Here is a 23,625-nt window from a genome sequence, read left to right on the forward strand (position 1 = left end):
CATCAAATATTCACACAGTATGCGTATTTTTTATGCATCTTAATTCACCAATTGATAAAAAATGACGACTTTAAATATATTATTTAAGACAACATCTTTATGTCTGGCGATGGCTTTATTAGCTGGTTGTAATGATAACAATGACAGTGATTCAAATACATCTGCACCACGAAGTAATCAGACTGTCGATATTTTAGCTTTTAATGACTTTCATGGAAATTTAGAACCGCCTAAACGCTACGTTGATGCAGCTAACCCAAATGATGCATCTCAGACAGTACGTATTCCTGTTGGGGGTGTGAGTTACTTTGCAGACGCAATTAAGAAACTTAGAGCTCAAAACCCTAATAATGCTGTTGTTTCAGCAGGTGACTTAATTAGCGCTTCTCCACTCACTTCTTCACTATTTTTAGATGAATCTACCATTGATGTCATGAATGATATTCAAATTGACTTTAATGCTGTGGGTAACCATGAGTTTGATCGCGGTACAGATGAGTTACGCCGTTTGCAAAATGGTGGCTGTCAACAATATACAAGCACAGCACCCTGCCAAATTAATAAAAACTTTAGTGGTGCAAAATTTAACTTCCTTGCAGCAAACGTCGCAATGAAAACCGATGCAAGCAAAACGATTTTTCCAGCCTATAAAGTCAAAACTTATGGCGGAATTCCGGTTGCATTTATTGGTTTAACGCTTAAAGCAACTCCAAGCATTGTGTCTGCAGCTGGTATTAAAGACGTTGAGTTTCGTGATGAAGCCGATACAGTCAATGCCCTCATTCCTGAACTACAAAAACAAGGAATTCAGGCTTTTGTAGTGGTTGTCCATGAAGGTGCAGCACCAAGTATTAAGCTTAATCAAAAAACATGTGATGGTTTAAGTGGGCCGATTTTAGGTATTTTAGATCGCTTAAATCCTGCAGTTGATATTGTTGTTTCAGGTCACACGCATCAATCTTATATTTGTGACTATGCAACTAAAAACCCGGCTAAACCGTTCTTACTGACTTCCGCTGGCCAATACGGCACGCTTATTACCGATATTAAGATTGAGCTAGATGGTAAAACTGGCGACATTATTAAAAAAGATGCTAAACAAGTTCCAGTACAAAGTGAGGCCTATACTTCAGGTACAACCACTGTAAGCCTTACAGATCTTTATCAAAAATTTAGTAAGACACCAAGTATCGAAGCAATTTTAGATAAATACCGTCAAGCGGTAACAACTATTTCTGGGCGGGTGGTTGGAACGTCTACTGCCGTTGTGAGCCGTACTCAGGCTGAAAGTGGTGAAAGTCCGTTAGGCGATATGATTGCTGATGCACAACAAGCCTCTGCTCTTAAAGCAAGCGACCAAGGTTCAGACTTTACACTCATGAACCCAGGTGGTGTACGTGCCGACCTCTTAATTAATAACAATAACCAAATTACTTTTGGTGATATTTTTGCGGTTCAGCCTTTTGGTAACTCTATTGTGACACTGAGTTTAACCGGTAAACAAATTCGAGATGTCCTTGAGCAACAATGGTCTGGTGGAAATGCTAGTTCACCTAAAATTTTACAGCCTTCTAAAGAGCTAAGTTATCAATATTCAGCAAATACAACTATTTCACCAAGAGCAAGCAATATTATGGTGGCAGGCTCTCCATTAGTTGACACCAAGTTGTATCGCGTAACAGTCAATAGCTTCTTGGCAGATGGTGGTGACAACTTTACAGTGTTAAAGGATGGTCAGAACCGTGTTGGTGGCGGTCAAGATATTGATGCCTTTGAGAGCTATGTTGCTAAAAATTCACCACTCATTATTCCGGCTACAACTCGAATTAAAGTCATCAAATAATTTCATTTAATGACGTATAAAGGACAGTACGAAGCTGTCCTTTATTTTTATATGAAAAGCTAAACGAGCTTTTATTCAGTATAGAGATTAAGTTCTACACTACTGATGTTTGCTCCAGTATTTGCAAAAATAATATCCATAACTTCGTGCAATAGTTCCTTCACTTTTTCATGCTCAAAACTTGAAGTTTCTGCTGTTTTTAGGCAAATCAGGTTACAACTCATTTTATCTTTTCTGAGCTTATAAATACTTTTACTTTTTCCCAAAAACACTCTTTTAACGAGTTTGCGATTTTCAAACTCAGATAAAATTCGGTAAATGGTGCCTAGTGTAATTTTATATTCATTTTTAATTTGTGCATAAATGCTATCCGCACTTAAGCCATGTGGGTTCTGATTTAAAATTTCAAAAACCTGTATTCTCGATTTTTTTATAGGTAATCCATTTAATAATGATTTTGATATTGTCGTCATGTTAATTAACCTTAAAGTTTAGAAATATAGAAAGTTTTAAAAATTATTTTGTCTATATTTACTTGAAAATTATGGATGTTTTCTAACTGAAAAGCTCAAAGCCTATTCCCCTATGAATAAGCTTTGAGTCTAGATTTAACTTAGAAACTATAAGTCGCTTTCACAAAGTAATTGCGGCCATAAAGTTTGGTATTAAAAGTTTTGTTTTTATCTTCCAAGTCAACATCGGTCAGGTTTTTCACACCGTAATCCAGTGTTAAACGTGGCGAAATTGGCGAGGTAAACGTAAGGTCATAGGTCGTATAAGCTGGTAACTCCTTAGTTGCAGAGTACATTTGTTTGCCTACATAACTCACGCCTGCATTTACACGAAAGTCTTGAACTGGTGCCCAAGAAATAGAGCCATTGGCAAGCCATTCTGGTCGTTCAGTTAAGTCTTTACCTGTAGTTTTGTTTTTCGCATCCAGATAAGTTGCGTTTGCCTTAACGCCTAAATTGTCAGTGAAATCATATCCACCTGTAAGCTCAACACCTTTGAGTTCTGCACGACTGACATTGGTCCAGATTTTTCTAAAATCACCTACTAAACGCGGGTCACCATCACTCAAGGTAATTGCTTCAATCAAGTTCTTCACATCGTTTTGGAAAACTGTAACGCCAGCATTCCAGTTTGGACGGGTCACAATTAAGGATGCTTCATAATTTGTACTTTCTTCAGGTGCTAAATTTGGATTACCTCGAATGTGGCAACTACCTCCACATGAAATCATCGAGTAGTTAATGTCTAACTGAGCAGGAGCCGGAACTTTATAAGCTTGTCCCACGCCACCTTTAAGTATGACTCCTTCAGCAAGTTGATATGCTAAATAGGCTTTACCAGTCGTTTTACCATCAAAGTCATCAAAGTCGTCGTAACGACCACCTAATGTTAAGGTAAGTGCATCATTAATATGGGTATCGTTTTGCACAAAAATACCGTAGCTTTTTTGCTGATTTTTTCCAGTGCCGATATAACTTACAACGTCTGTAATTTTCTGGTCTTTATAATCGAAACCAGCAGTCGTGTTATTCATGAGCCAGTCAAAGTTGGCAAAAGCACGACCAATTAAATTTTCTTGTTTATAGTGACGGCTTTGCGGCGCATCGTACTCACTGTCATAGTCATAGATTTTAGCTGTTTCTTTACCAATATAAGCTTCTGTTTTACCCCAAGCCCATTTACCACGGTGAGCAATGCCTACATTGGTTCGCTTCATTTCAGATTCTTGAATAGATGTAGCTGCATCTTGCGTCAGCGGACGTTTATCGTTGTTATAACCCAAATCTAAATCTAGAGTTTGCTGATCATTAATATTCCAGCTTAAAGTACCATTTACGTTTTTGGTGTCTTTTTCTACAAAATATGCACCATCTGGATCTGGCTGGCCTTTTCTATACCACGCATCGCGATTATAAGCGTCACCTGCCAGAGTAAAACTTAAATTATCGGTTAAACCACCATATAGGTTAAATCCATAACGGTACTGGTTTTTACCATCGCCTCGGTCAGCCCGGTTATATTGACCAAAAATAGAACCGTGTAATTGTCCATCTTCTGCTTTTTTAGTAATGATGTTAATTACACCGCCCATCGCATCTGCACCATAGAGTGATGACATAGGCCCACGAATCACTTCAACACGCTCAATGCTATTTAAAGGAATTGCGCTCCAGTCAAAGTCATTACCTCGCCACATGGCGCCATTAGATGACATGCGTTTACCGTTTAAAAGAATTAAGGTGTAGTTCCCCGAGGTATTCAGCATTCCCCGTATAACGATTTTATCTTGGCCACTGTTATAGTTATAAACCCCAGCTTGTTTTTGTAAAACATCGGCAAGGCTGAGTGCCGCACTACGTTCAATATCTTCACTTGTGATGACACTAATCGATGCGGGTGCTTTATCTACATCTTGTTCTTTTAAAGCAGCAGAAACCACAATAGTTTTAAGTTTTTGAACAGGCTCATTTGTACCCTGTTGCTCAATATCTGTATTTGCTTGGACTGCGAATGGAAGCAGTGTTGAGAGAGCGACCACCAGCGCCTTTTTCGTTAATGTCATTTCTCGGTCCTTATATTTTATAACGATTACCATATGATAATTGTTATCATTTATGATGTGCCGAGCATGATAGCCTCATGACTTTTATTGTTCAAGATAAAAGTAATTATTATTTATATAATGATAATCATTATTGTTTGTTTGATTTAAAAAAGTTAATATTACAATTTGGTGTGCCTAAAAACCTATTGAAAACAAGCTTAAAGTAGACATAACAATGCTCTCTCGATTTTTTATTTATCACCCTATTTTTGTATCTGTCATTGCCATCACTATTCTTATTTTTGGTTTTTTTTCTATTCGTGCAATGCCCGTTGAACGTTATCCAAACTTAGCTCCTCCAAGTGTCACAGTGGTTGCTAATTACCGAGGTGCGTCTGCTGAAACTGTTGAAGAAAGCGTAACTCAGATTTTAGAACAACAAATCAAAGGACTGGATAACTTACTCTATTTCACATCAAATAGTGAATCTTCAGGAACGGCCAGTATTGATATTCATTTTAAAATTGGTACAGATATTGATAAGGCACAACTGCAAGTACAAAACCGCATTAACAGTGCATTAAACCGTCTTCCCGAGCAAGTACAACGGCAAGGAGTAAATATTTGGAAAACCACAGGTGATATGCTGTTAATTGTGGGGCTATACGATGAGACAGGTAAAGCCAGCAATATCGAATTATCGGACTATATGGTTAATCACTTTGAACAGCCGCTCTCACAATTGCAAGGAATTGGTGAAGTTGATGTATTTGGTTCAAGTTATGCCATGCGTATTTGGTTAAATCCAAATCAGCTTAGAAATTATCAACTTATGCCGAGTGATATTGAACAGGCACTTGAAGACTACAATACCCAAATTGCTGCAGGTTCGATTGGTGCCATGCCTTCGGCTTCTGACCAGAATATTTATGCCAAAGTCACTGCAGGATCTCGGCTAAAAACAGTCAACGATTTTAAATCGGTTGTGGTTAAAGCCAATGTAGATGGGAGTCTGGTTTATTTAAAAGATGTAGCGAGAGTCGAGTTAGGCGCCGAAAACTATGAAAGTATTAATACGCTAAACGGCTACCCTTCCGCTGGTTTAGGCATTTCACTCAGTCCTGATGCGAATGCGATTGAAACCTCTGGTCTAATTAAAGCAAAAATTGAACAGCTCAAGCAGCATCTACCCACTGGATATAAAGTAGTTTATCCGCGGGACAATACACCGTTTATTGAAGAGTCGATTAAACAAGTCATCATTACTTTGCTTGAAGCAGTAGTTTTAGTCGTCATTGTGATGTATCTCTTTTTACAAAATTGGCGCGCTACACTTATTCCCACCATTACTGTACCTATTGTGATTTGCGGTACCTTTGTTGTGTTGTATTTATCTGGAATGAGTATTAATACACTTACCCTGTTTGCACTGGTTCTAGCAATCGGATTATTGGTCGATGACACGATTGTCGTGGTTGAAAATGTTGAACGGCTTATGCATGAACAACAATTAAGTGTTCGGAATGCATGCTTAGCATCGATGCAAGAAATTAGCGGTGCATTGATTGGTATTACCTTGGTACTAACCGCCGTATTTATTCCCATGGCTTTTTTTAGTGGTTCAACGGGCATGATTTACCGCCAGTTTTCAATCACCCTAGCGGCTGCGATGTTGTTATCTTTATTGGTAGCCATGTTTATTACGCCAGCTTTGTGTGCTGTCTTACTAAAAAAACAAATTCAAAAACCTAAATGGGGACAAAAACTTGAGACTTTACTTGAAAAAGTTAAAGTTGGTTTTAGTTTTTTAGCAAAAAGTTTAATCAAATTTAGAGCACTTTCATGTCTTGTAGTGTTAGCTTTATCTGCTGTTTTAATTGTGATTTATCGTAGTTTGCCGACGAGCTTTATTCCAAATGAAGATCAGGGTTTATTGGCTGTGCCTTATAGTTTGCATAACAGTGCGTCTATGAGCCAAACACAAGAAGTAGGTAAAGTGGTTAATAACTATTTCTTTGAACATGAAGCTAAAAATATTAGTACTGTTCTTGTAGTCAATGGACAAAACTTTTCAGGGAGCGGTCCAAATTTAGGTATGGCGTTTGTTTCCTTAAAACATTGGAATGAACGTAAAGGTGAAGCTAATACTGCAAGTGCTATACGTGAGCGTGCGCAAAATTACTTGCAAAAAAACTTACCAGCCAAAGTTATGGTGGGTATGCCGGCAAGTGTTTCTGGTTTAGGTCAGTCTGATGCCTTAGAACTTTGGCTCAGAGATGTAAATGGTCAAGGACGTGATGAACTCATTAAACAATATAAAGCCTTAGAAAAAGAATCTCACAATTATCCTGCGTTTGAAAATTTAAGTCCGCTTGTAGATGAAAATAAGGCTGAAGTTTTTATTCAACTCGACCAGAATAAAGCCAAGATATTAGGGATTGATCAACAAGCGATTCGTTCAACTTTATCGACTGCTTGGGGTGGAAACTATGTGGGAGATTTTGTTGAAAGAGGCAAAATTAAACGAATCATTATGCAAGGTGATGCTGAATTTCGCTCTAAACCTGAAGATTTAGCTTATTGGCACGTCCGTAATAATACAGGTGGAATGCTTTCTCTTGCGCATTTTGGACAAAGTGAGTGGACTGGTGGCCCAGAAACACTAGCAAGATTTATGGGACTTGCTGCCATACAACTTGAAGCAAATGTTAGTTCTGGCTTTAGCTCAGGTCAGGCAATGCAACAGTTAAGTGATATGGTGAGTAAACAATCTGGTGTAGATGTCGCATGGAGTGGTCTCTCGTTACAAGAGCAGCAATCGAGCCAGCAAGCCTTGTTTTTATATATTATCTCTATTTTATTTATTTTCTTATGTTTAGCTGCTTTATATGAAAGCTGGAAAGTGCCTCTTATTATTTTGCTTGGGCTTCCGCTAGGAATTACTGGAACTATTTTATTTGCTCAAATTTTTAACTTACCAAACGATGTGTATTTCCAAATTGCCTTACTAACGGGTATTGGTTTGTCTTGTAAAAACGCAATTTTAATTGTGGAGTTCGCGACTAAAGCCATAAAACAAGGTAAAGACTATGTTACCGCCGCATGTGAAGCTTTAGCCCTGCGCTTACGTCCTATTTTAATGACGTCTTTAGCTTTTGGTGCGGGCGTCATTCCCCTTGTCGTTGCTACAGGTGCTGGTGCAGTGAGTCGCCATGAAATTGGTATGAGTGTATTTGGCAGTGTGATTATTGGAACCTTACTGGTCCCTGTATTTACGGTCTTTTTCTTTGTTTTGGTACATAGTTTACCGGCTTTGCAATGGTCGCTTGGACGGGGGTGGTTTAGACGCGTATCTAAATATAGAAAAGATCATCCATCTTTATAGAATAAAAAAGCAGATCAATGATCTGCTTTTTTATTGATTAAATTTAAGCGACTAGTTTCTCAATCCATACTTCTAAAGTTGGTTGTTCTGCTAAATCTTCAAAGCTCACTTGAGCACCATAAGCCTGCCATTTACCCACTAAAGTCATGAGTCGTACAGAATCAAGCCCAAGCATGAGTAGATCATCATTTAACTGAATGTCCGAAGCTGGAATCTGTAGTTGCTCACTTACCGCTTGAACAATCCCAGCTTGGGTTAATGGCGAGGCTGCTTGTTCAAGTGTCCAAGCGCGAGTCACTTGTTGAGTTGTCATGACTTGAGCACAACGTGTACTTGCATATTTTAATGCCATGTCGTGTTCTTCACGGCTAAAGTCAGCGAGTGCATCACCACATAAAAATGGTTGTATGTTGAGCATAAATGCTTCTGCGGCACTCATGAGGCAGCCAATATGGGCATAAACACCACAAATAATAAGTTGATCACGACCTGACTCGCGCATGAGTTGTTCAAGTGGTGAAAACTTAAATGCGCTATAACGCCATTTTGTTAAAACGGTATCATTTTTCTGGGGCGATATTTCCGGCAAAATCTGAGTAATATACGGGTCATCTTTTAGACCAGTTCCCCAAAAATCAGTTAATAACTGGCGATGTTCAGGTGTCTGATTACCAGGTTGTGCGGTATAGACCACAGGGATATTAAACTTACGGGCAGTTTCAATCAGTTCTTTAGTATTTTTAATAAGCTCTGGAATAGGCGCTTGAGTTTGATCATAAAAGTCTAAAAAATACTGCTGCATGTCATGGATCAATAACACGGCGCGATTGGTATGTAACTGCCAATGGGTTTTATTAGGTGTAAACTCATGGGCTTGAGGCATACTATAACTGGCAATTTTGGGAATACTCATTAAATTTTTCCTTTTTTATCTTTAAGCAAGAACATTGGTTTTAGTTTCAAGTTGTTGACGTAATCTTTTTTTGTCGATTTTTCCAAAGGCTGTATATGGAAATTGCTCGATAAATTCGACTCGATCGGGAATTTTGTAGGTAGCCAGTCCATAGTCTTTAAGATGCTGACGAACTGACATAGCAAGGCGAATTGGACTTGGATCATTGGTTTGTGATTGCCATGCAATAAAGGCACAGCTTTTTTCACCCATAATCTCATCAGGCATAGCGACAAGTGCTGCCAAGCGGATTTGTTGATGAGTTAATAAAGCTTGCTCGACTTCTTCAGTTGCAATTTTTTCACCAGCACGATTGATTTGTTCTTTCGAACGTCCTTCTACAACAATGCAGCCATCTTCACGAATACGAACGAGGTCGCCTGTACGATAAAAACCATCTGGTGTAAAAGAACGAGCGTTGTGCTCTGGTGCTTGGTAATAGCCACGAATGGTATAAGGACCACGAGTGAGTAAATGCCCCACTTCTCCCACTTCTACGGGTTGGTCATGATCATCTAGTACTAAAATTTCATCATCTGGCGAAATTTTTAAACCTTGGGTATGAATAATTTGTTCTTTTGACATGCCAAAACGGGTGTAGTTCACAAGTCCTTCAGCCATTCCAAAGACTTGTTGCAAATTAACCTTAAACTCATCAATTAAACGTGAGGCAACAGCATCGGGTAAACGCGCTCCTCCGACTTGTAAACAACGTAGAGTCGATAATATTGGATCTTGATCTTTGGCTGCTTTATCCATCCAAGGTCGAACCAATGCAGGAACTAAACAAGCATCTGTCACACCGTGTTTTTTAATAAGTGGAAATGCAGTTTCCGGACTTGGATCTGTACCTAAAACCACTGCGCCACCAGCATAAAAAATGCCTAAAGAACCAGCCGAGCTCATTGAAAAGTTATGTGCCGCAGGTAAAACCATGAGTAAGCGTGATGACTGATTAAGTTGGCAGATTTTGGCACTCTCACGAACACTGTAGAGATAATCATCATGAGTACGTGGAATCAGTTTTGGAACACCTGTGCTACCCCCCGAAAGCTGTAAAAAAGCCACTTGATTTGCTGTAGTTGGCGAGATTGCTTCCGCTAGAATTTCTGTTTCTTTTAATAGATTTTCGATAGCAACAAAATTACCAGCATCACCAAGTACAAATACATGCTCTAAGCAAGGTGCTGTTTGCTGAAGCTTTTCAGCAAGCTCTCGGTAATCAAATTTTTGGGCGCCAAAATCTGCGCAGAAATAAGCTTTTGCGTGGGTTTGTTTGAAAAAACTACTGAGTTCAGCATATCGATGGGCAGGCAAAGACATGATTGGTAAAGCACCTAATCGAATCAGTGCAAAAAATAGAATATAGAACTGATAGCGGTTTGGCATTTGTACGACGGCTTTATCGCCCGCACGTAAGCCATATTGATATAAATGGTTGGCACAACAATCAACTAGGTTGTCAAATTCTTCATAGCTAACAGCTTTATCACCATCATAAATTGCAATATTTTTCGCATACTTTTGAGCACTTTCACGCAAGAAATCACTCAAGTTTTGTCCAAGCCAATAACCTTTTTTACGGTAAACCTCAGCAAATTCAGCTGGATATGGCACAGCGCCAACTAAATAATTCTTAGTTGTCATTTATTTATTCCTTATCGTGGTAATTGGTCTGGTGAAATGTGCAAGCCATCAAGTACAGTACGGAACTTTGCAGCAGTTTCGGCATGTTCAGCTTGTGGACGTGAGGCTTCCACAATTCCGGCACCGGCAAATAAACGGGCAATATTTTGATAAATACGAGCACAGCGAACAGTCACCGACCATTCACCATTACCTTCGGCATCGGCCCAACCCATTGTTCCAGCGAATAGTTCACGGTTAAATGGTTCAAGTTGATGAATCAAATTTTTTGCTACAGAGCTTGGCTCACCACAAATTGCCGGTGTCGGATGTAGACGTTGAATTAAGTCAAAAACATGAGTATCGGCTTGCTTAAGCTCACCCGTAATGTGTGAGGCCAAGTGCCAAAGACGTTTGGTGCGAATAAGTGAAGGCTGTTTGGGCACATGCAGTTGCTTGCAGAAAGGTGTGAGTTCATCAGCAATCATTTCAATGACAAGAGCATGCTCATGTTGATCTTTTTGTGAAGCTAGTAAAGCTCTTGCATTATTTTGGTCAACAATCGGATCATCATCGCGTGCTAATGTGCCCGCAACAGGTTTACTCCAGATTTTATTATTTTGCTTTGCAATTAATAGTTCAGGACTTGCACCAACAAACCAACCTTCGCTTTGAGGGTGTCTTGCGACTGCATAGTTATATCCTTCAGGATTATGCTTGGCCAAGTTATAAAATACATCTGAGACTGGAAGATTCTCTTCAAATTCAAGTTGTAAAATACGAGCAAGTACTGCTTTATCTAGCTTTTGTGCCCGCATTTGTTGTACTAAATATTCAACCTGCTGTTTATAGTGTTCACCTGAAGGTAAATAATCGGCCTGCTTTAAGATTAAGTCATCAAGATTAATATCGGTTTGTGAAAATAAAGCTTTCTGGTAAACCTTGGCATCTTGCATCAGCATTAAATTAACATCTGCCGATGAACTAAATGGCAACCCACCCATAACCTTGGCATCGCTATAACCATCTGCAATCGCTTGTTGTAATTGTAAACGGGCTTCGGTTAGCCACTCTTTTAACTGAGTGTCTTTTGTAACCTCAATATCTTTAAGTTTTTGATGACTCGATATGATGTATTCAGGAGTCGTAAATATAAAACCAGCGTTATCAGTGCAATTTAAAACTTCTTTTGCGAGTGTAATTCTGCTTTCAGTAAAATTTTCTCGTTGGATAAAATACGGATGCTGTACCGACATCTCGCAACTCCTTATAAAATTATTTTGTTGTGATGAATTAATATTTAAACGCCTAATGTGGCTCCCCCATCGACCACAATTTCTTGCATAGTAATTTGTGCTGCTTGGTCTGAAAGTAAAAAGCTAACGGTATTAGCGATATCTTCAGGCTGAGCAAGTTTTCTAAGTGGAATACCAGTGCGGTACTGGTTTAAGTCACCATCAATAACAGCAGGTGGAGGCGAATTATCTGTCCAAAGCTGCTGCTGCATTTGAGTGAGCGTAGAGCCTGGTGAAACAATATTGAGCCTGACTTGGTGAGGTGCGATTTCAAGTGCAAGATTACGGCAGTAATGACTCAGTGCAGCTTTACTCGTTGCATACATGCCAAGTTGTATACGTGGCATACGTGAACTGTTCGAGCTAATCGTGACAATGCTCCCCTGCTTTTTTTCACAAAAGTGCTTGGCAAGTTGTTGACTAATTGCGATGGGTGCCATGACATTTACAGCAAAAAGTGTTTGCCAGTCTTCTGTTTTTGCTTCAAGCATAGAACGCATAATTAATACGCCCGCTGCATTTACTAAGCCTGTAATGTTGTGCTTTTCCAAAAGCTCCGCAATCAAATTTTGAGTAGTTTGTTGCTGTGTAATGTCTTGTGAAATTCCTTGCCAACGTGATATTTCATAGTTTTCTAGCTTTTGAATGATTTCCCATTGTTCTGGGTTTTCCTGTTGGTCAATACCAATCACTTGATACCCTTGCTGCAATAATTTTTTTGCAATAGCAGCTCCAATACCTCTTGCAGCACCTGTGACTACGATGGTAGAGCTCATATTTAACTCCTGTTTGAAGCAATATTAAATTGCGCAACATAATTGCAAATAATTATCATTATTATCAAGTGCAATAAATATCAAACATATGATTACAATCTAAATTAAGCTATTTATTAACCATAATTTTAAATTAAGTTATTGTTTTTAATTAATATTATAAAAATAAGCATTTCTTTATTGATTATAATGATAATTGTTTTCATTTACTAATGATAATCATTTTGATAATTTGACCGCGCTTTCTTGTCGAGATGGACTCAAAATGAAGCCATTTTCTCATCCCTTACATCCCCTATTCCAACAACTCAATGTTGGGAGTGAGGTCTGGTGGAATATCGTTAAAAAAATAGGTAGCCCACTCGTTAACCTACAAAAAAATAAAGCGCTATGTACCTTTGTTTGGCGTAGTCCTGAGCCTAAAGAAAGTATCTTTGTCTATATTGATATTTATTCACAAAGCCCTTCTATCTATCAAAAGTGGAATCGTTTTAGCCGTATAGCTGGGACAGATGTGCATTTTTTTGAAATAGAGCTGCCTCTAGCTTGGGCTGGTAGTTATGTTGTAGTGACCGCTAGTGAAGAAGCGCCAGAAACAGATTGTGCGTCAACACGACGCTCATGGTGGCAAACACAGCTTAAACAAAATGCTCAAATTGACTCATTTAATCAAAATGAGTTTTATACGGGACATCTGGCCCGATACATCAATCAAATTCAACTCGAAAACACAATATCTTTCATAGACGATTGCCCGATTACAAAGACATTCCAATGGTCAAGTCGCTTATGCCAACAAGACTATTTGGTCGACATTTTTATTAGTCATCAATCGGTTCAAGAAGACCTGCCACTCGTCATATTGCTTGATGGTCAAATCTGGAGTCGAGAGCTTTCAATTCTGCCCGAAATTCAACATTTGACTGATTCAAATAAGATTCGTCCAGCAGTTTATGTTTTTGTTCATAGTTTAAATAGTCAACAACGCCAACAAGATTATGGTTGCCATGATGCATTTAGTCGGGCGTTGGTTGATGAACTCATTGAAACGCTTCTAAAAGAATATTCCTTTGTTTCTAAAACAGACATTACGTTATGTGGTCAAAGTTTAGGTGGATTATGCGCTTTACATAGCGCCTTGTTGTTCCCGACCATTTTTACTTCCCTGATTTTGCAGTCTGGATCTTATTGGTGGTCAGATTTTTCAAACAGTATTTTAGGGCAAAAGCATAAAGGTAATATTTTAGAACTGCTTAAAAACTTATCTGATCAATTATCAAAAACAACTCGAATTTATATCAGTGCTGGCACGTATGAAACCGATATGCGGGACGATGCCCTTCAGCTTTATCAACAATTGCAATCATTCAATCAAGTGAGTTTTCACAGTTTTTCAGGCGGACATGATGCCGTGAACTGGCGTACTGACTTGCTTAAGGCATTGCAACAAACTCTTTCACTATAACCATTTGTTTCATCAAGGATAACAATATCATGAGTAACTTACAGGAAAATTATATCAATCCATTTGATAACGAAAGTTTATCTTTTCAAGTTCTAAAAAATCAGCAAGGTGAGTTCAGTTTATGGCCTGCTCAACATCAGGTGCCATCGGGGTGGGATATTCAGCATGGACCAGATACGCGGGCTTCATGTATTGCATATGTAAAAAAGCATTGGTTAACCATTAATCCTTTTCAACAAGCGTAATGGAGAACAGTCATGAATCAAGCATTACATAATGAATTTACCCAAGAGCTTTCTGGGCCAACACGCTTTGAGCTTACTTCTACACAATTGGGGATATTTCTAGCCGATCATTTAAGTTCTATTAATGATCTATATACCATTGCTCACTGTCTTGAACTTCCTAAATCGGTTGATCTTTCATTATTTAAACAAGCCATTCAAATTGGTTTAAATGAAGCCGATACGGTCATTGCTTCATATTCATCTGACGCGTCTCAACCGTTTATTGAGCTTAACAATCAAGTTCAAATACAAATAGAAGAATTTAATTTTTGTCATTTAACGCCTAAAAAAGCTCAGCAACGTTTATGGGATTGGATGCCAACAGATCGGTTATGCGCAAAATCACTTAAAGAAACCGATAATCACTTATACCGTCAGGTGTTATTTACGACGCATGACAAAGTGTATTGGTATCAGCGTTATCATCACATCATGCTTGATGGTTTTAGCATGATTAACCTGACTAAACGTATTGTTGATTTATACCAGCAATTACGTGCAGGAAAAGATCTTAGTCCTTCGCCTTTTATTGAAGTTCGACATGTTATTCAAGAACGTCAGGCTTATGAAAATAGCCATCAATTTAAGCAAGATCAGAACTTCTGGAAGTCATATTGCCAAGATTTACCGAGTCCTGTCACTTTAAGTACTCATCACTTGGCAGCAAAAACAACAGCACAATTTGTTAAGCATCACCTTCGTTTTTCTTCAGGAATTTTAGCCCTGATACAACAGATTGCTTCAAATCTTAAAGTTGGTTTGAATGACATGATGATGTCATTGTCATTACAATATATTTACAAAATGACCGACAAAGCAGAATTGGTTGTCGGTATTCCATTTATGCGCCGTTTAGGTTCAAAAGCAATTCGCTCGACTTTACCCGCAGTAAATGTCTTACCGGTAAAGTTCAGTGTGAGTGAAAAAGACAGCTGGATGAGCTCAGCGCTGCATGTACAAACTCAGCTGCAACAGATACGTCCACATCAAAAATATGATGCTGAACAGATTTTAAGAGATTTAAATAGTATCGACATTTATGAACGAATGTACGGCCCTATTTTGAACTATAAAGCTTTTGACCAAGATTTAGTGTTAGATGGTGAAAAGGTCAAAACACACCACATTTCTACAGGACCAATTGATGATTTTGAGTTTTCTTTTATTGTTCAAGACCAAGAGCTGATTATAGAACTGCGTGCAGATGCAGAGCGCTATACACAAGATGAGCTCTTTATGCATGGGCAACGTTTAACTCTATTGCTTGAACAAGCGCTGATTCAACCAGAACAACAATGGAATAGTTTTAATATTACCCCACAGCATGAACTTGCTGCCCTGACCCAAAGTGGTATTGGACCACGTGTTAGTCACCCCGAACAATATAATAATGTTCTAGATATTTTTTATGAACAAGTTAAAAAGTATCCCGAACGTAAGGCAATCGTGAGTGGCGAACGTCCAAACCTTGTGCATCTGAGTTTTGCTGAGCTTGCAGTACAAGTAAATCAACTGACTCGTTTTTTACAAGAAAATGGAGCCAAAAAGCAAACTGTCATTGCTGGCGCTATTCCTCGTTCGATTGATTCAGTTGTGGTGATGTTATCTGTACTCAATTCTGGTGCGAGTTTCTTGCCTCTCGATTTAGATTACCCAATCGATCGTATGCAAATGATGTGTGAAGATGCCAACCCATTATTTGTATTAACTACTCAAGCACTTGCACAGCAACTACCACAAAACATTCAGCAGTTATATCTTGATCATGAAGATGTTCAAACACACATTCGAAAGCAAGATGCGAGTGATATAGCTGCCGAAAATCGTAAATTTAATTTCCAAGACGTCGCTTATATAATTTTTACCTCAGGTAGTACTGGTCGTCCTAAAGGGGTAATGAACACACATGGTTCTTTACTCAACCTCATTTTGTCGCATAAGCCAACCATTTATTGGCCTGTATTAGAAGCTGTAAATGAGCGATTCCCTGAGCGTCCGTTACGTGCAGCGCATACACACTCGTTCTCGTTTGACTCATCTTGGTTGCAAGTTTTCTGGATGTTATGGGGCCAAGAGCTACATATTTTTGATGAAAACATGCGTCGAGATGCATTTGGTCTAGTGCAAGAAATTCAGCAGCGACAAATTGATACACTTGATTTACCGCCATCTTTTTGCGCGCAAATGATGACGAATGGTTTATTTGCTGAAAATCAGCATCATCCAAGTCTTATTTTGATTGGTGGTGAAGCTGCACCGTTAGCTTTATGGCAACAGCTTAATGCTCAGCCAGCGCTTTTTGCTCATAACTTATATGGCCCAACAGAATATACGGTTGATACTTTCCGAGCAGAATTAAAACAGACCGCTCGCCCTGTCATTGGTAACCCGATTGGTAATACACAGGCCTATGTACTAGATCGCCACTTGCAACGATGCCCGACTGGGGTTATTGGTGAGCTTTATATTTCTGGCTTTGGTATTGCCAATGGTTATTTAGGTCGCGCTGACTTAAGTGCTGCCCGCTTTGTAGCGAATCCATTTGAACATGGACAGCGCATGTACCGTACGGGTGATTTAGTTCGCTGGAATAGCGCGGGTAAACTTGAATTTATGGGGCGCTGTGATGACCAGATCAAAATTCGTGGTTATCGAGTTGAGATCGGTGAAGTTGAAAATGCGCTTTCGATTTTAGCCAATGTTGAAAGCGCAGTAGTCATTGCAGAACCGATTAATAATAGTCATCGTTTACTCGGTTATTGTGTGGTTAAAGACATTGAACTTGATGAAAAAACCAGTGAGCAATTAAGTCAGCAATATTTAAGTCAGTTACGTCAAAACTTACCTGAATATATGGTGCCATCTGCCCTGACTGTTATGTCCGAATTTCCACGAAATGTAAGCGGCAAAGTTGATAAAAAAGCACTGCCAAAACCTCAAATTCGTACCCATAGCCGAATGGCCGAAACGTCTGAACAACAACTTCTATGTCAAATTACTGCATCTGTTCTTAAGCTTGACGCAATTGGAATTGATGACGACTTCTTTATGACAGGTGGCGATAGTATTTCGGCCATTATGCTTTGTACTCAATTGCGCCAACGTGGTTACGGCTTAAGACCAAGTGATGTATTCCAATTTAAAACAGTGGCCGCTATGGCACCGCAACTCACCCGTTTAGATGAGCAACAAGCGGCTATTTCAAAACCATTATTTTCAGCAGAGCTAGAACAAAAAGTTCAAGAAAAATATGGAAAAAATAGCACCATTTTACCTTTGCTTCCTTTGCAAAAAGGCATGCTGTTCTTATCTCAAGTAGAAAAACAATCGAATTATAATGCCTTTACTCGTCTTAGTTTAAATGGAGATATTGATCCGGTACGTTTACAGCAAGCGTTGATTACCGTATTAAAACGTCACCCTCAATTAGGTGGACATTTTGATAGTGAATTAGCTGAAGAACCTGTTTTTATCTATTCATTACATCCTACTCAAGCTTGGCCAGTTCAGTTTTGCTCAGTCACTCCCGATCTGCTTGAGCAAACCATTCAAGAAGCATTGCAGCAACCGATTCACCTTGACCAACCCTATGGCTTAATTCGGGCAACCTTAATTCAACATGCTCCAGAACAGTCAGAACTATTGATTATGGTGCATCATCTGTTAACAGATGGTTGGTCAACTCCGCTGTTTTTACAAGACTTTATTAAATCCTATCAGCAAACTAACCAACCACTGCCTGTTCTTGAATATAGTTATGAAACAGTGATTAAAGCTTTATCTGGACGTGACCATGAAACATCAAAAGTAATATGGCAACGTGATTTAGCAGATTTACGGCCACTTATTTTATTTAATCAAGCACAGCAAGCTGTACAGGAAACTTCATATCGTTTAAGTGCTGAGTTGGGTGCGAAACTTCAACACAAATTACGCCAGCAAGGCATCACGCTCAATGTCTTCATGCAAATGATTTGGGCAATGACTTTAAATATTTATGCTCATCGTGAAGATATTGTGTTTGGTACTCCTGTTTCTGGGCGTTCAGCACCTATCAATGGCTTAGATCAGCAGATCGGATTGTTTTTAAATACGATTCCAGTGCGTGTAAAGCTCAACATGCAGCAAACACTTTGGGAACAATTGACTCAGTTACAGCAATTGCATGTTGAACATTTAGAACATGATGGTTTGGGTCTGGGTGCAATTCAGCAATTAGTGGGACAAGGCAATCTTTTCGATAGTTTGTTAGTCGTAGAAAACTATCCTGATAATCAGTATTTACAGCAAAAACTTGGTGATGCTGCGATTTCAAAACTCACAAATCGTGGCTATAGCCATTACCCACTTGCTTTGTTAGTTATTCCTGATCATCAAATTGAACTATTACTCGAACAGCGTGGTGTAATTGATCAACCTGAACATTTCCTAGAGCGAATGGTTCAATTGATTGAAATTGCATTAAATGAACCAGAGACTTCTCTAAGTCATTATCGCTTACAACTGGCCGAAGAACGCGATTTAATCCAGAAAACGAATCAAACTCAATACTATGTTCGTCAGAGCACATTACAGCAATTACTCAGAGAACAAGCTCGAATTACGCCTGAACAAACGGCGTTATCAGATGAAAATCATCAGCTCAGTTTCAGTGAGGTGCGTTTGCAAGTTTGTGCTTTAGCACAGCAATTACAAAGCGCGGGCGTACAGGCTGGAGATATTGTTGCGGTTGCCCTACCAAGATCAGTCAAATTGAGTATCGCTATTTTAGCGGTGATTGAAGCAGGTGCAGCTTATTTACCTATTGATTTACAACATCCGTCTGAACGCATCAAATTTATGTTGCAGGATGCCAAATCTAAACTTGTAATTGGTGAACAAAAAGATCTAGCTGCTATTGCCTCTACATCAATAGCTATCTTTGCTTTTAATGAATTGTTTGATGAAACAAAGGTTGATTTAAGCAGCTATAAAACAACAGTCATTACGCCACAGCATCCGGCATATTTAATCTATACATCGGGTACAACAGGCCAACCAAAAGGTGTCATGGTTTCTCACCAAGCCATTGTGAACCGTATTTTATGGATGCAATCAGAGTATCCACTGTCAGCAACCGATACAATTTTACAAAAAACGCCATGCACTTTTGATGTTTCGGTATGGGAGTTTTTCTGGTCATATTTAGTAGGTGCACGATTGGTTATGGCACATGTGGATGCACACCGTGACCCATTGGCATTATTAAGCCTCATTCAAAAATACCAAGTAACAACATTACATTTTGTACCTTCAATGTTGGCTGTTTTTGAAAATGCTGCTACCGAAATTTTGTCATCTGCTCAGCGTCACAGTTTACCAATTCGCCGAGTGTTCTGTAGTGGTGAGGCATTACCAACAGCTTTAGCAAAATCATTTACCGAGCACTTTAGCTGTGAGTTGCATAACTTATATGGCCCAACAGAAGCTGCGGTAGATGTGAGTTATATGGACGCAACACTGGGACTACATCCGGAAGAAAGTAGCGTTGCAATTGGCTATCCAGTCTGGAATACCCAGCTTTATATTTTAGATCAATACTTACGCCCTGTTCCTGTTGGAGTAGACGGTGAGCTTTATTTAGCAGGTCATCAATTGGCAATGGGTTATTTGCATCGAGCGGACTTAACAGCAACGCGTTTTGTGGCAAATCCATTCGCAGCAGGTCAACGTATGTACCGCACTGGTGATATTGCCCGTTGGCATGCAAATGGCAGTATTCAATATATAAGCCGTGCTGATGACCAGTTAAAAATACGTGGGCAACGTATTGAGCTGGGTGAAATTGAACAACAATTACGCTTAATCAGTGGTCTTGATGTGGTTGTACACCCTATTTCTTCTGAACAAAATAAAGCTGATGTTCAGTTGGTTGCTTACTTGCAAACAACTGCACCTGTGGACATCGACAAGTTAAAGAAACAATTGGCGAAACAGCTTCCTGCATATATGGTGCCGACACACTATATGTTGGTCGAACAATTCCCATTAAGTCATAATGGTAAGCTGGACCGTAAAGCACTGCCACAACCGCAGCTAGAGTCTTCAAATACAAAAAAACAGTATGCCACCACTGCTTTTGAACATGAACTGACACGTATTTTCCAACAAGTTTTAAATACGGATCAAAATATTGGTGTTAACGAAGATTTCTTTGCCATTGGTGGACATTCCATTTTGGTCATGAAGCTTGCAATTGAAATCCGAAAAGTATTTAAGCGGACCATTCCAATTGGTCAGTTAATGAGTCATGTGACTATTCAGCATTTAGCGGCTTTGCTTCTTTCACAAGAACGTTTGGCAGAAGTTGAACAAACTGGTATGCAACCTATTTTACCAATCCGTTCTGGCTCTGGGCATCCATTGTTCTGTTTCTCCCCAGGTTCTGGTTCGGCATGGCAATATACGGTTCTGAATCGTTATCTGCATTCTGATTTGCCTATTATCGGTTTGCAGTCTCCTCGACCAGATGGCCTATTGGCAAATAGCAATGACATGGACGAACTGGTTGAAAAACAACTTGAGATTATTCGCAAGCAACAACCAACTGGACCTTATACATTACTAGGTTATTCACTTGGCGGCACTGTGGCTTATGCAGTTGCAGCGAAGCTCACTGAACAAGGTGAAAAAGTTGATTATCTCGGCTTATTAGACACTTACCCTGCTGAAATTCATCAGTGGTTACATTTGTCGGTAGAGGAAATGAATGCAGAAGCCGAACAAGAACAGCTTCAATTCTTCAATGATATTTTAGCAGATGCAGATACGGCATTAAGTGAAGAAACCCGCCGTTTACAAGAGGATATTTTTGCGAACTATCGCGATGCCGTCCGTTTATTAAAACCTTATAAGATGCCGAGCTTTGATGGTGAACTACACTTAGTTGTCGCTGAAAAAGACTTGCTGCCGTATATCCAACCAGAACAACAATGGTCACCTTTAGTTAAAAAACTTAATATTGTTCGACTAAGCGAAGCAGACCATACCGATATATTGTCTCCACAGCAGCTTGAAACACTTGGTCCGATTTTAAACCGTATGATTTGTCAGGCACGCGGTTTAGAGGAGCACACGCCATGAGCTTCAAATCTATATTGACCGATTTTAGTCTTTTAAAACGTAATGCTCATTTCCGACATGTATTTATTGCTCGCACACTGTCATTGTTAACTATTGGCATGTTGGTCGTAGCTATTCCAAAACAAGTCTATGACATCACTGGTAGCTCATTGAACGTTGCAGTTGCAATGGCTTTTGAAGGCATTGCCATGTTTATTGGCTTGTTACTTGGTGGCTTACTTTCAGACCGCAAAGATCGGAAATGGCTGATTTTATTGGCACGTGGTGTGTGTGGTTTAGGCTTTGCAGGCCTCGCCATCAACGCCATGTTTGAGCACCCTTCGCTCTATGCGATTTATTTTCTCTCAGCATGGGATGGTTTCTTTGGTGCACTGGGTGTAACAGCAATGATGGCGATCATGCCTGTGATTGTAGGGCGCGAGAATATTGTACAAGCCCGTGCGATCAGTATGGTATCCGTACGTCTTGCAACCGTTATTTCACCAGCAATCGGCGGTATTTTAATTGCTGCTAGTGGTGTTGCAACCGTATATTGGGTCTCAACGGTGGGTACTTTACTCACTGTGTTTTTATTAATGGGACTACCTGCCCTTAAACCGCAACATGCATCAAATGGTGAGAGTCCTCTTCGCCAATTAGCTCAAGGGTTTAAGTTTGTTTTTAAAAATAAAGTAGTCGGTAGCACCATTTTAATTGGAACATTGCTCAGTTTTAGCAGTGCTATTCGTATTATTTTTCCGCAAATGGCAGATGAAATTTTTCACGGCGGCGCATTTGAACTCGGACTTATGTATTCGGCCGTGCCTTTAGGCTCAACTTTAGGTGCCTTATTGAGTGGATGGACAACAAAGTTACTTAAACCCGGCTTAGTTATGCTTTATACGTGCTTAGGTGTTTTTGGTTGTATGATTATGATTGGACTTTCACCTTGGCTCATCGTGACTTTACCCATTTTATGTGTTTTCGGATATTTGATGTCGATTGCCAACTTGCTTCAATACAGCATTGTGCAAGGACATACTCCTGATGAATATCTAGGGCGGATTAACGCAATCTGGCTCGCACAAGATGCATTAGGCGACTCAATTGCCACTACAACTTTAGGTCTCTTAACTCGGTTTTTACCAATATCAGGAAGTATTCTCTTCTTTGGCATATTAAGCTTTGCAGTAGGATTTATGTTCTTATTCAACTCTCAAGATATGCGTGAAACAGGATTCCAAGATCCTAAATTACAAGAAAATTAAACCCTAAAATAAAAGAAGGCAATTCGTTGCCTTCTTTTATTTTAAGCAAAATTTCGTGCTTGAAAAACCCAAGTCATAATATGGTCTTGCTCTACAGTCCAACCACCTTGATATTGTTCTAAGAGTTGATAACGTTGTTGAATTTCTGGCAAGAAAGTTAGCGTTAATGTTTGATTTTCAAAATTAATATCAACGATAGATGCTTCTAAGAAATCGATATATTGCTTTGCAGTAGGATAAACCGCTTTATATAGACTTTCTTTTATAGAAAAAATCAAGCTTACATAACGGGCAAAATCAAAAAAATCAGCCGCTTTACTTTTCCATAAATCGAACTCAGACGGCGTTAAAACAAGATGTGCACTCTCTTGAGCAAATTCTGAGGTCACCCAGTGCTCAATATCAATTCCCAAATAAACCGCATGGTTAGATAGCGCAACAATTAACTTATTTTGTGAATGACTAATACTACCCAAAATACGAGAGGGCCAAATGGGTAAATGTTCATACATAGAGGTTATTGGCTGATCTAAACCGAAATGATGATTTAAAACAGCCTGAGCTAAGACCCTGCCACATAAGTACTCATTTTTACGTTCGACACGCGCTTGAGCAATTTTTAGGGGATGCTCTAATCGTTGGTGTATATGCAAATGCGTTGTTTGCGATAAATCTAGCCCATAACAAAATAGCTCTGATGTAAGAAAAATAGGACTCGAGATTTCATAAATTGATTTACTGATTTGTTCAGGAATGTATAGATAATTGCTCAATGTATTCGACTTCAAAATAAATATTTTTAATGAGTTACCTCCTATCTTAACTTACTCACCACAAACATATAAATAATTATATTTATCATTTGATAATAATTATTATTTACTTATACTGTTGGGTAAATTTTGACTTTAATTTACTTATAAACATCGATTATGAAACTTATAGGACTTTTTTTGACCCTGTTGGGAGCGGTCAGTATCTATTGTAGTCATAGCAACCAAAATCTACTGTCTCAACATCTTCCTACTTTCTTTAAGTATTTGGGTCTAGTGCTATTAGGCATTGGATTT

The 23,625-nt window shown here is 39.1% G+C and carries 13 protein-coding genes and 1 pseudogene; 6 read left to right on the forward strand and 8 right to left on the reverse strand.

What is annotated here, in order from left to right; all coding sequences use genetic code 11:
* Window positions 1-61: 61 nt before the first annotated feature.
* Window positions 62-1,843 carry a bifunctional metallophosphatase/5'-nucleotidase gene (locus I8T81_RS09825; protein WP_198071011.1) on the forward strand — a complete coding sequence of 594 codons (1,782 nt, stop codon included), beginning with the start codon at window positions 62-64 and terminating at the stop codon, window positions 1,841-1,843.
* Window positions 1,844-1,914: 71 nt separating this feature from the next.
* On the opposite strand, the gene I8T81_RS09830 is transcribed toward I8T81_RS09825, so the two are convergent.
* Together I8T81_RS09830 and I8T81_RS09835 are read right to left on the reverse strand one after the other, a co-directional pair.
* Window positions 1,915-2,316 (reverse strand): transcriptional repressor, encoded by a 402-nt coding sequence (locus I8T81_RS09830; RefSeq protein WP_198071012.1) that lies wholly within the window; start codon window positions 2,314-2,316, stop codon window positions 1,915-1,917.
* A 140-nt stretch (window positions 2,317-2,456) separates the two neighbouring features.
* Window positions 2,457-4,418: a TonB-dependent receptor plug domain-containing protein gene (locus I8T81_RS09835; protein WP_039253706.1), complete on the reverse strand. Its 1,962-nt coding sequence runs from the start codon at window positions 4,416-4,418 to the stop codon at window positions 2,457-2,459.
* A 217-nt stretch (window positions 4,419-4,635) separates the two neighbouring features.
* On the opposite strand from I8T81_RS09835, the gene I8T81_RS09840 reads away from it, so the two are divergent.
* Window positions 4,636-7,785, forward strand: coding sequence for a multidrug efflux RND transporter permease subunit (locus I8T81_RS09840; RefSeq protein ID WP_198071013.1), 3,150 nt, complete (start codon window positions 4,636-4,638; stop codon window positions 7,783-7,785).
* Between the two features lie 43 nt (window positions 7,786-7,828).
* Here I8T81_RS09840 and I8T81_RS18910 read toward each other — a convergent pair whose 3' ends face one another.
* The 5 genes and pseudogenes from I8T81_RS18910 to I8T81_RS09860 form a co-directional block, all read right to left on the reverse strand.
* Entirely contained in the window at window positions 7,829-8,029 is a 201-nt protein-coding gene (locus I8T81_RS18910) for a phosphopantetheine-binding protein (protein WP_373368118.1), read from the reverse strand.
* A gap of 18 nt (window positions 8,030-8,047) precedes the next feature.
* Window positions 8,048-8,698, reverse strand: a pseudogene (locus I8T81_RS09845) (isochorismatase family protein); the annotation flags it as partial.
* 21 nt (window positions 8,699-8,719) lie between these two features.
* Window positions 8,720-10,384, reverse strand: coding sequence for a (2,3-dihydroxybenzoyl)adenylate synthase (locus I8T81_RS09850; protein WP_198071015.1), 1,665 nt, complete (start codon window positions 10,382-10,384; stop codon window positions 8,720-8,722).
* Between the two features lie 11 nt (window positions 10,385-10,395).
* On the reverse strand, window positions 10,396-11,619 hold the full coding sequence (locus I8T81_RS09855; RefSeq protein WP_198071016.1) for an isochorismate synthase: 1,224 nt from the start codon (window positions 11,617-11,619) through the stop codon (window positions 10,396-10,398).
* A 44-nt stretch (window positions 11,620-11,663) separates the two neighbouring features.
* Window positions 11,664-12,434: an SDR family oxidoreductase gene (locus I8T81_RS09860; protein WP_046812794.1), complete on the reverse strand. Its 771-nt coding sequence runs from the start codon at window positions 12,432-12,434 to the stop codon at window positions 11,664-11,666.
* 265 nt (window positions 12,435-12,699) lie between these two features.
* On the opposite strand from I8T81_RS09860, the gene fes reads away from it, so the two are divergent.
* The 4 genes from fes to entS are packed head-to-tail and all read left to right on the forward strand — an operon-like array spanning window position 12,700 to window position 22,555.
* Complete coding sequence (gene fes / locus I8T81_RS09865; protein WP_198071017.1) at window positions 12,700-13,899, forward strand: enterochelin esterase; 1,200 nt, start codon at window positions 12,700-12,702, stop codon at window positions 13,897-13,899.
* 29 nt (window positions 13,900-13,928) lie between these two features.
* Window positions 13,929-14,144 carry an MbtH family protein gene (locus tag I8T81_RS09870; RefSeq protein WP_151683090.1) on the forward strand — a complete coding sequence of 72 codons (216 nt, stop codon included), beginning with the start codon at window positions 13,929-13,931 and terminating at the stop codon, window positions 14,142-14,144.
* 12 nt (window positions 14,145-14,156) lie between these two features.
* Complete coding sequence (locus tag I8T81_RS09875; protein WP_198071018.1) at window positions 14,157-21,308, forward strand: non-ribosomal peptide synthetase; 7,152 nt, start codon at window positions 14,157-14,159, stop codon at window positions 21,306-21,308.
* The gene (entS, locus tag I8T81_RS09880; protein WP_198071019.1) at window positions 21,305-22,555 is read left to right on the forward strand and encodes an enterobactin transporter EntS; all 1,251 of its coding nucleotides are present in this window, start codon (window positions 21,305-21,307) and stop codon (window positions 22,553-22,555) included. The genes I8T81_RS09875 and entS overlap by 4 nt, the downstream gene beginning before the upstream one ends.
* Window positions 22,556-22,596: 41 nt before the next feature.
* Here entS and I8T81_RS09885 read toward each other — a convergent pair whose 3' ends face one another.
* A complete protein-coding gene (locus tag I8T81_RS09885; protein ID WP_198071020.1) occupies window positions 22,597-23,328 on the reverse strand; it encodes a 4'-phosphopantetheinyl transferase family protein in 732 nt (243 codons plus the stop codon).
* Window positions 23,329-23,625 lie beyond the last annotated feature (297 nt).

The organism is Acinetobacter seifertii (genome assembly GCF_016064815.1).
Classification (GTDB): Bacteria; Pseudomonadota; Gammaproteobacteria; order Pseudomonadales; family Moraxellaceae; genus Acinetobacter; species Acinetobacter seifertii.

What these genes read in the sequence shown, in the direction of transcription:
- I8T81_RS09825 (WP_198071011.1), top strand. Translation starts at nt 62, where the DNA reads ATGACGACTTTAAATATATTATTTAAGACAACATCTTTATGTCTGGCG.
- I8T81_RS09830 (WP_198071012.1), bottom strand. Translation starts at nt 2,316, where the DNA reads ATGACGACAATATCAAAATCATTATTAAATGGATTACCTATAAAAAAA.
- I8T81_RS09835 (WP_039253706.1), bottom strand. Translation starts at nt 4,418, where the DNA reads ATGACATTAACGAAAAAGGCGCTGGTGGTCGCTCTCTCAACACTGCTT.
- I8T81_RS09840 (WP_198071013.1), top strand. Translation starts at nt 4,636, where the DNA reads ATGCTCTCTCGATTTTTTATTTATCACCCTATTTTTGTATCTGTCATT.
- I8T81_RS09850 (WP_198071015.1), bottom strand. Translation starts at nt 10,384, where the DNA reads ATGACAACTAAGAATTATTTAGTTGGCGCTGTGCCATATCCAGCTGAA.
- I8T81_RS09855 (WP_198071016.1), bottom strand. Translation starts at nt 11,619, where the DNA reads ATGTCGGTACAGCATCCGTATTTTATCCAACGAGAAAATTTTACTGAA.
- I8T81_RS09860 (WP_046812794.1), bottom strand. Translation starts at nt 12,434, where the DNA reads ATGAGCTCTACCATCGTAGTCACAGGTGCTGCAAGAGGTATTGGAGCT.
- fes (WP_198071017.1), top strand. Translation starts at nt 12,700, where the DNA reads ATGAAGCCATTTTCTCATCCCTTACATCCCCTATTCCAACAACTCAAT.
- I8T81_RS09870 (WP_151683090.1), top strand. Translation starts at nt 13,929, where the DNA reads ATGAGTAACTTACAGGAAAATTATATCAATCCATTTGATAACGAAAGT.
- I8T81_RS09875 (WP_198071018.1), top strand. Translation starts at nt 14,157, where the DNA reads ATGAATCAAGCATTACATAATGAATTTACCCAAGAGCTTTCTGGGCCA.
- entS (WP_198071019.1), top strand. Translation starts at nt 21,305, where the DNA reads ATGAGCTTCAAATCTATATTGACCGATTTTAGTCTTTTAAAACGTAAT.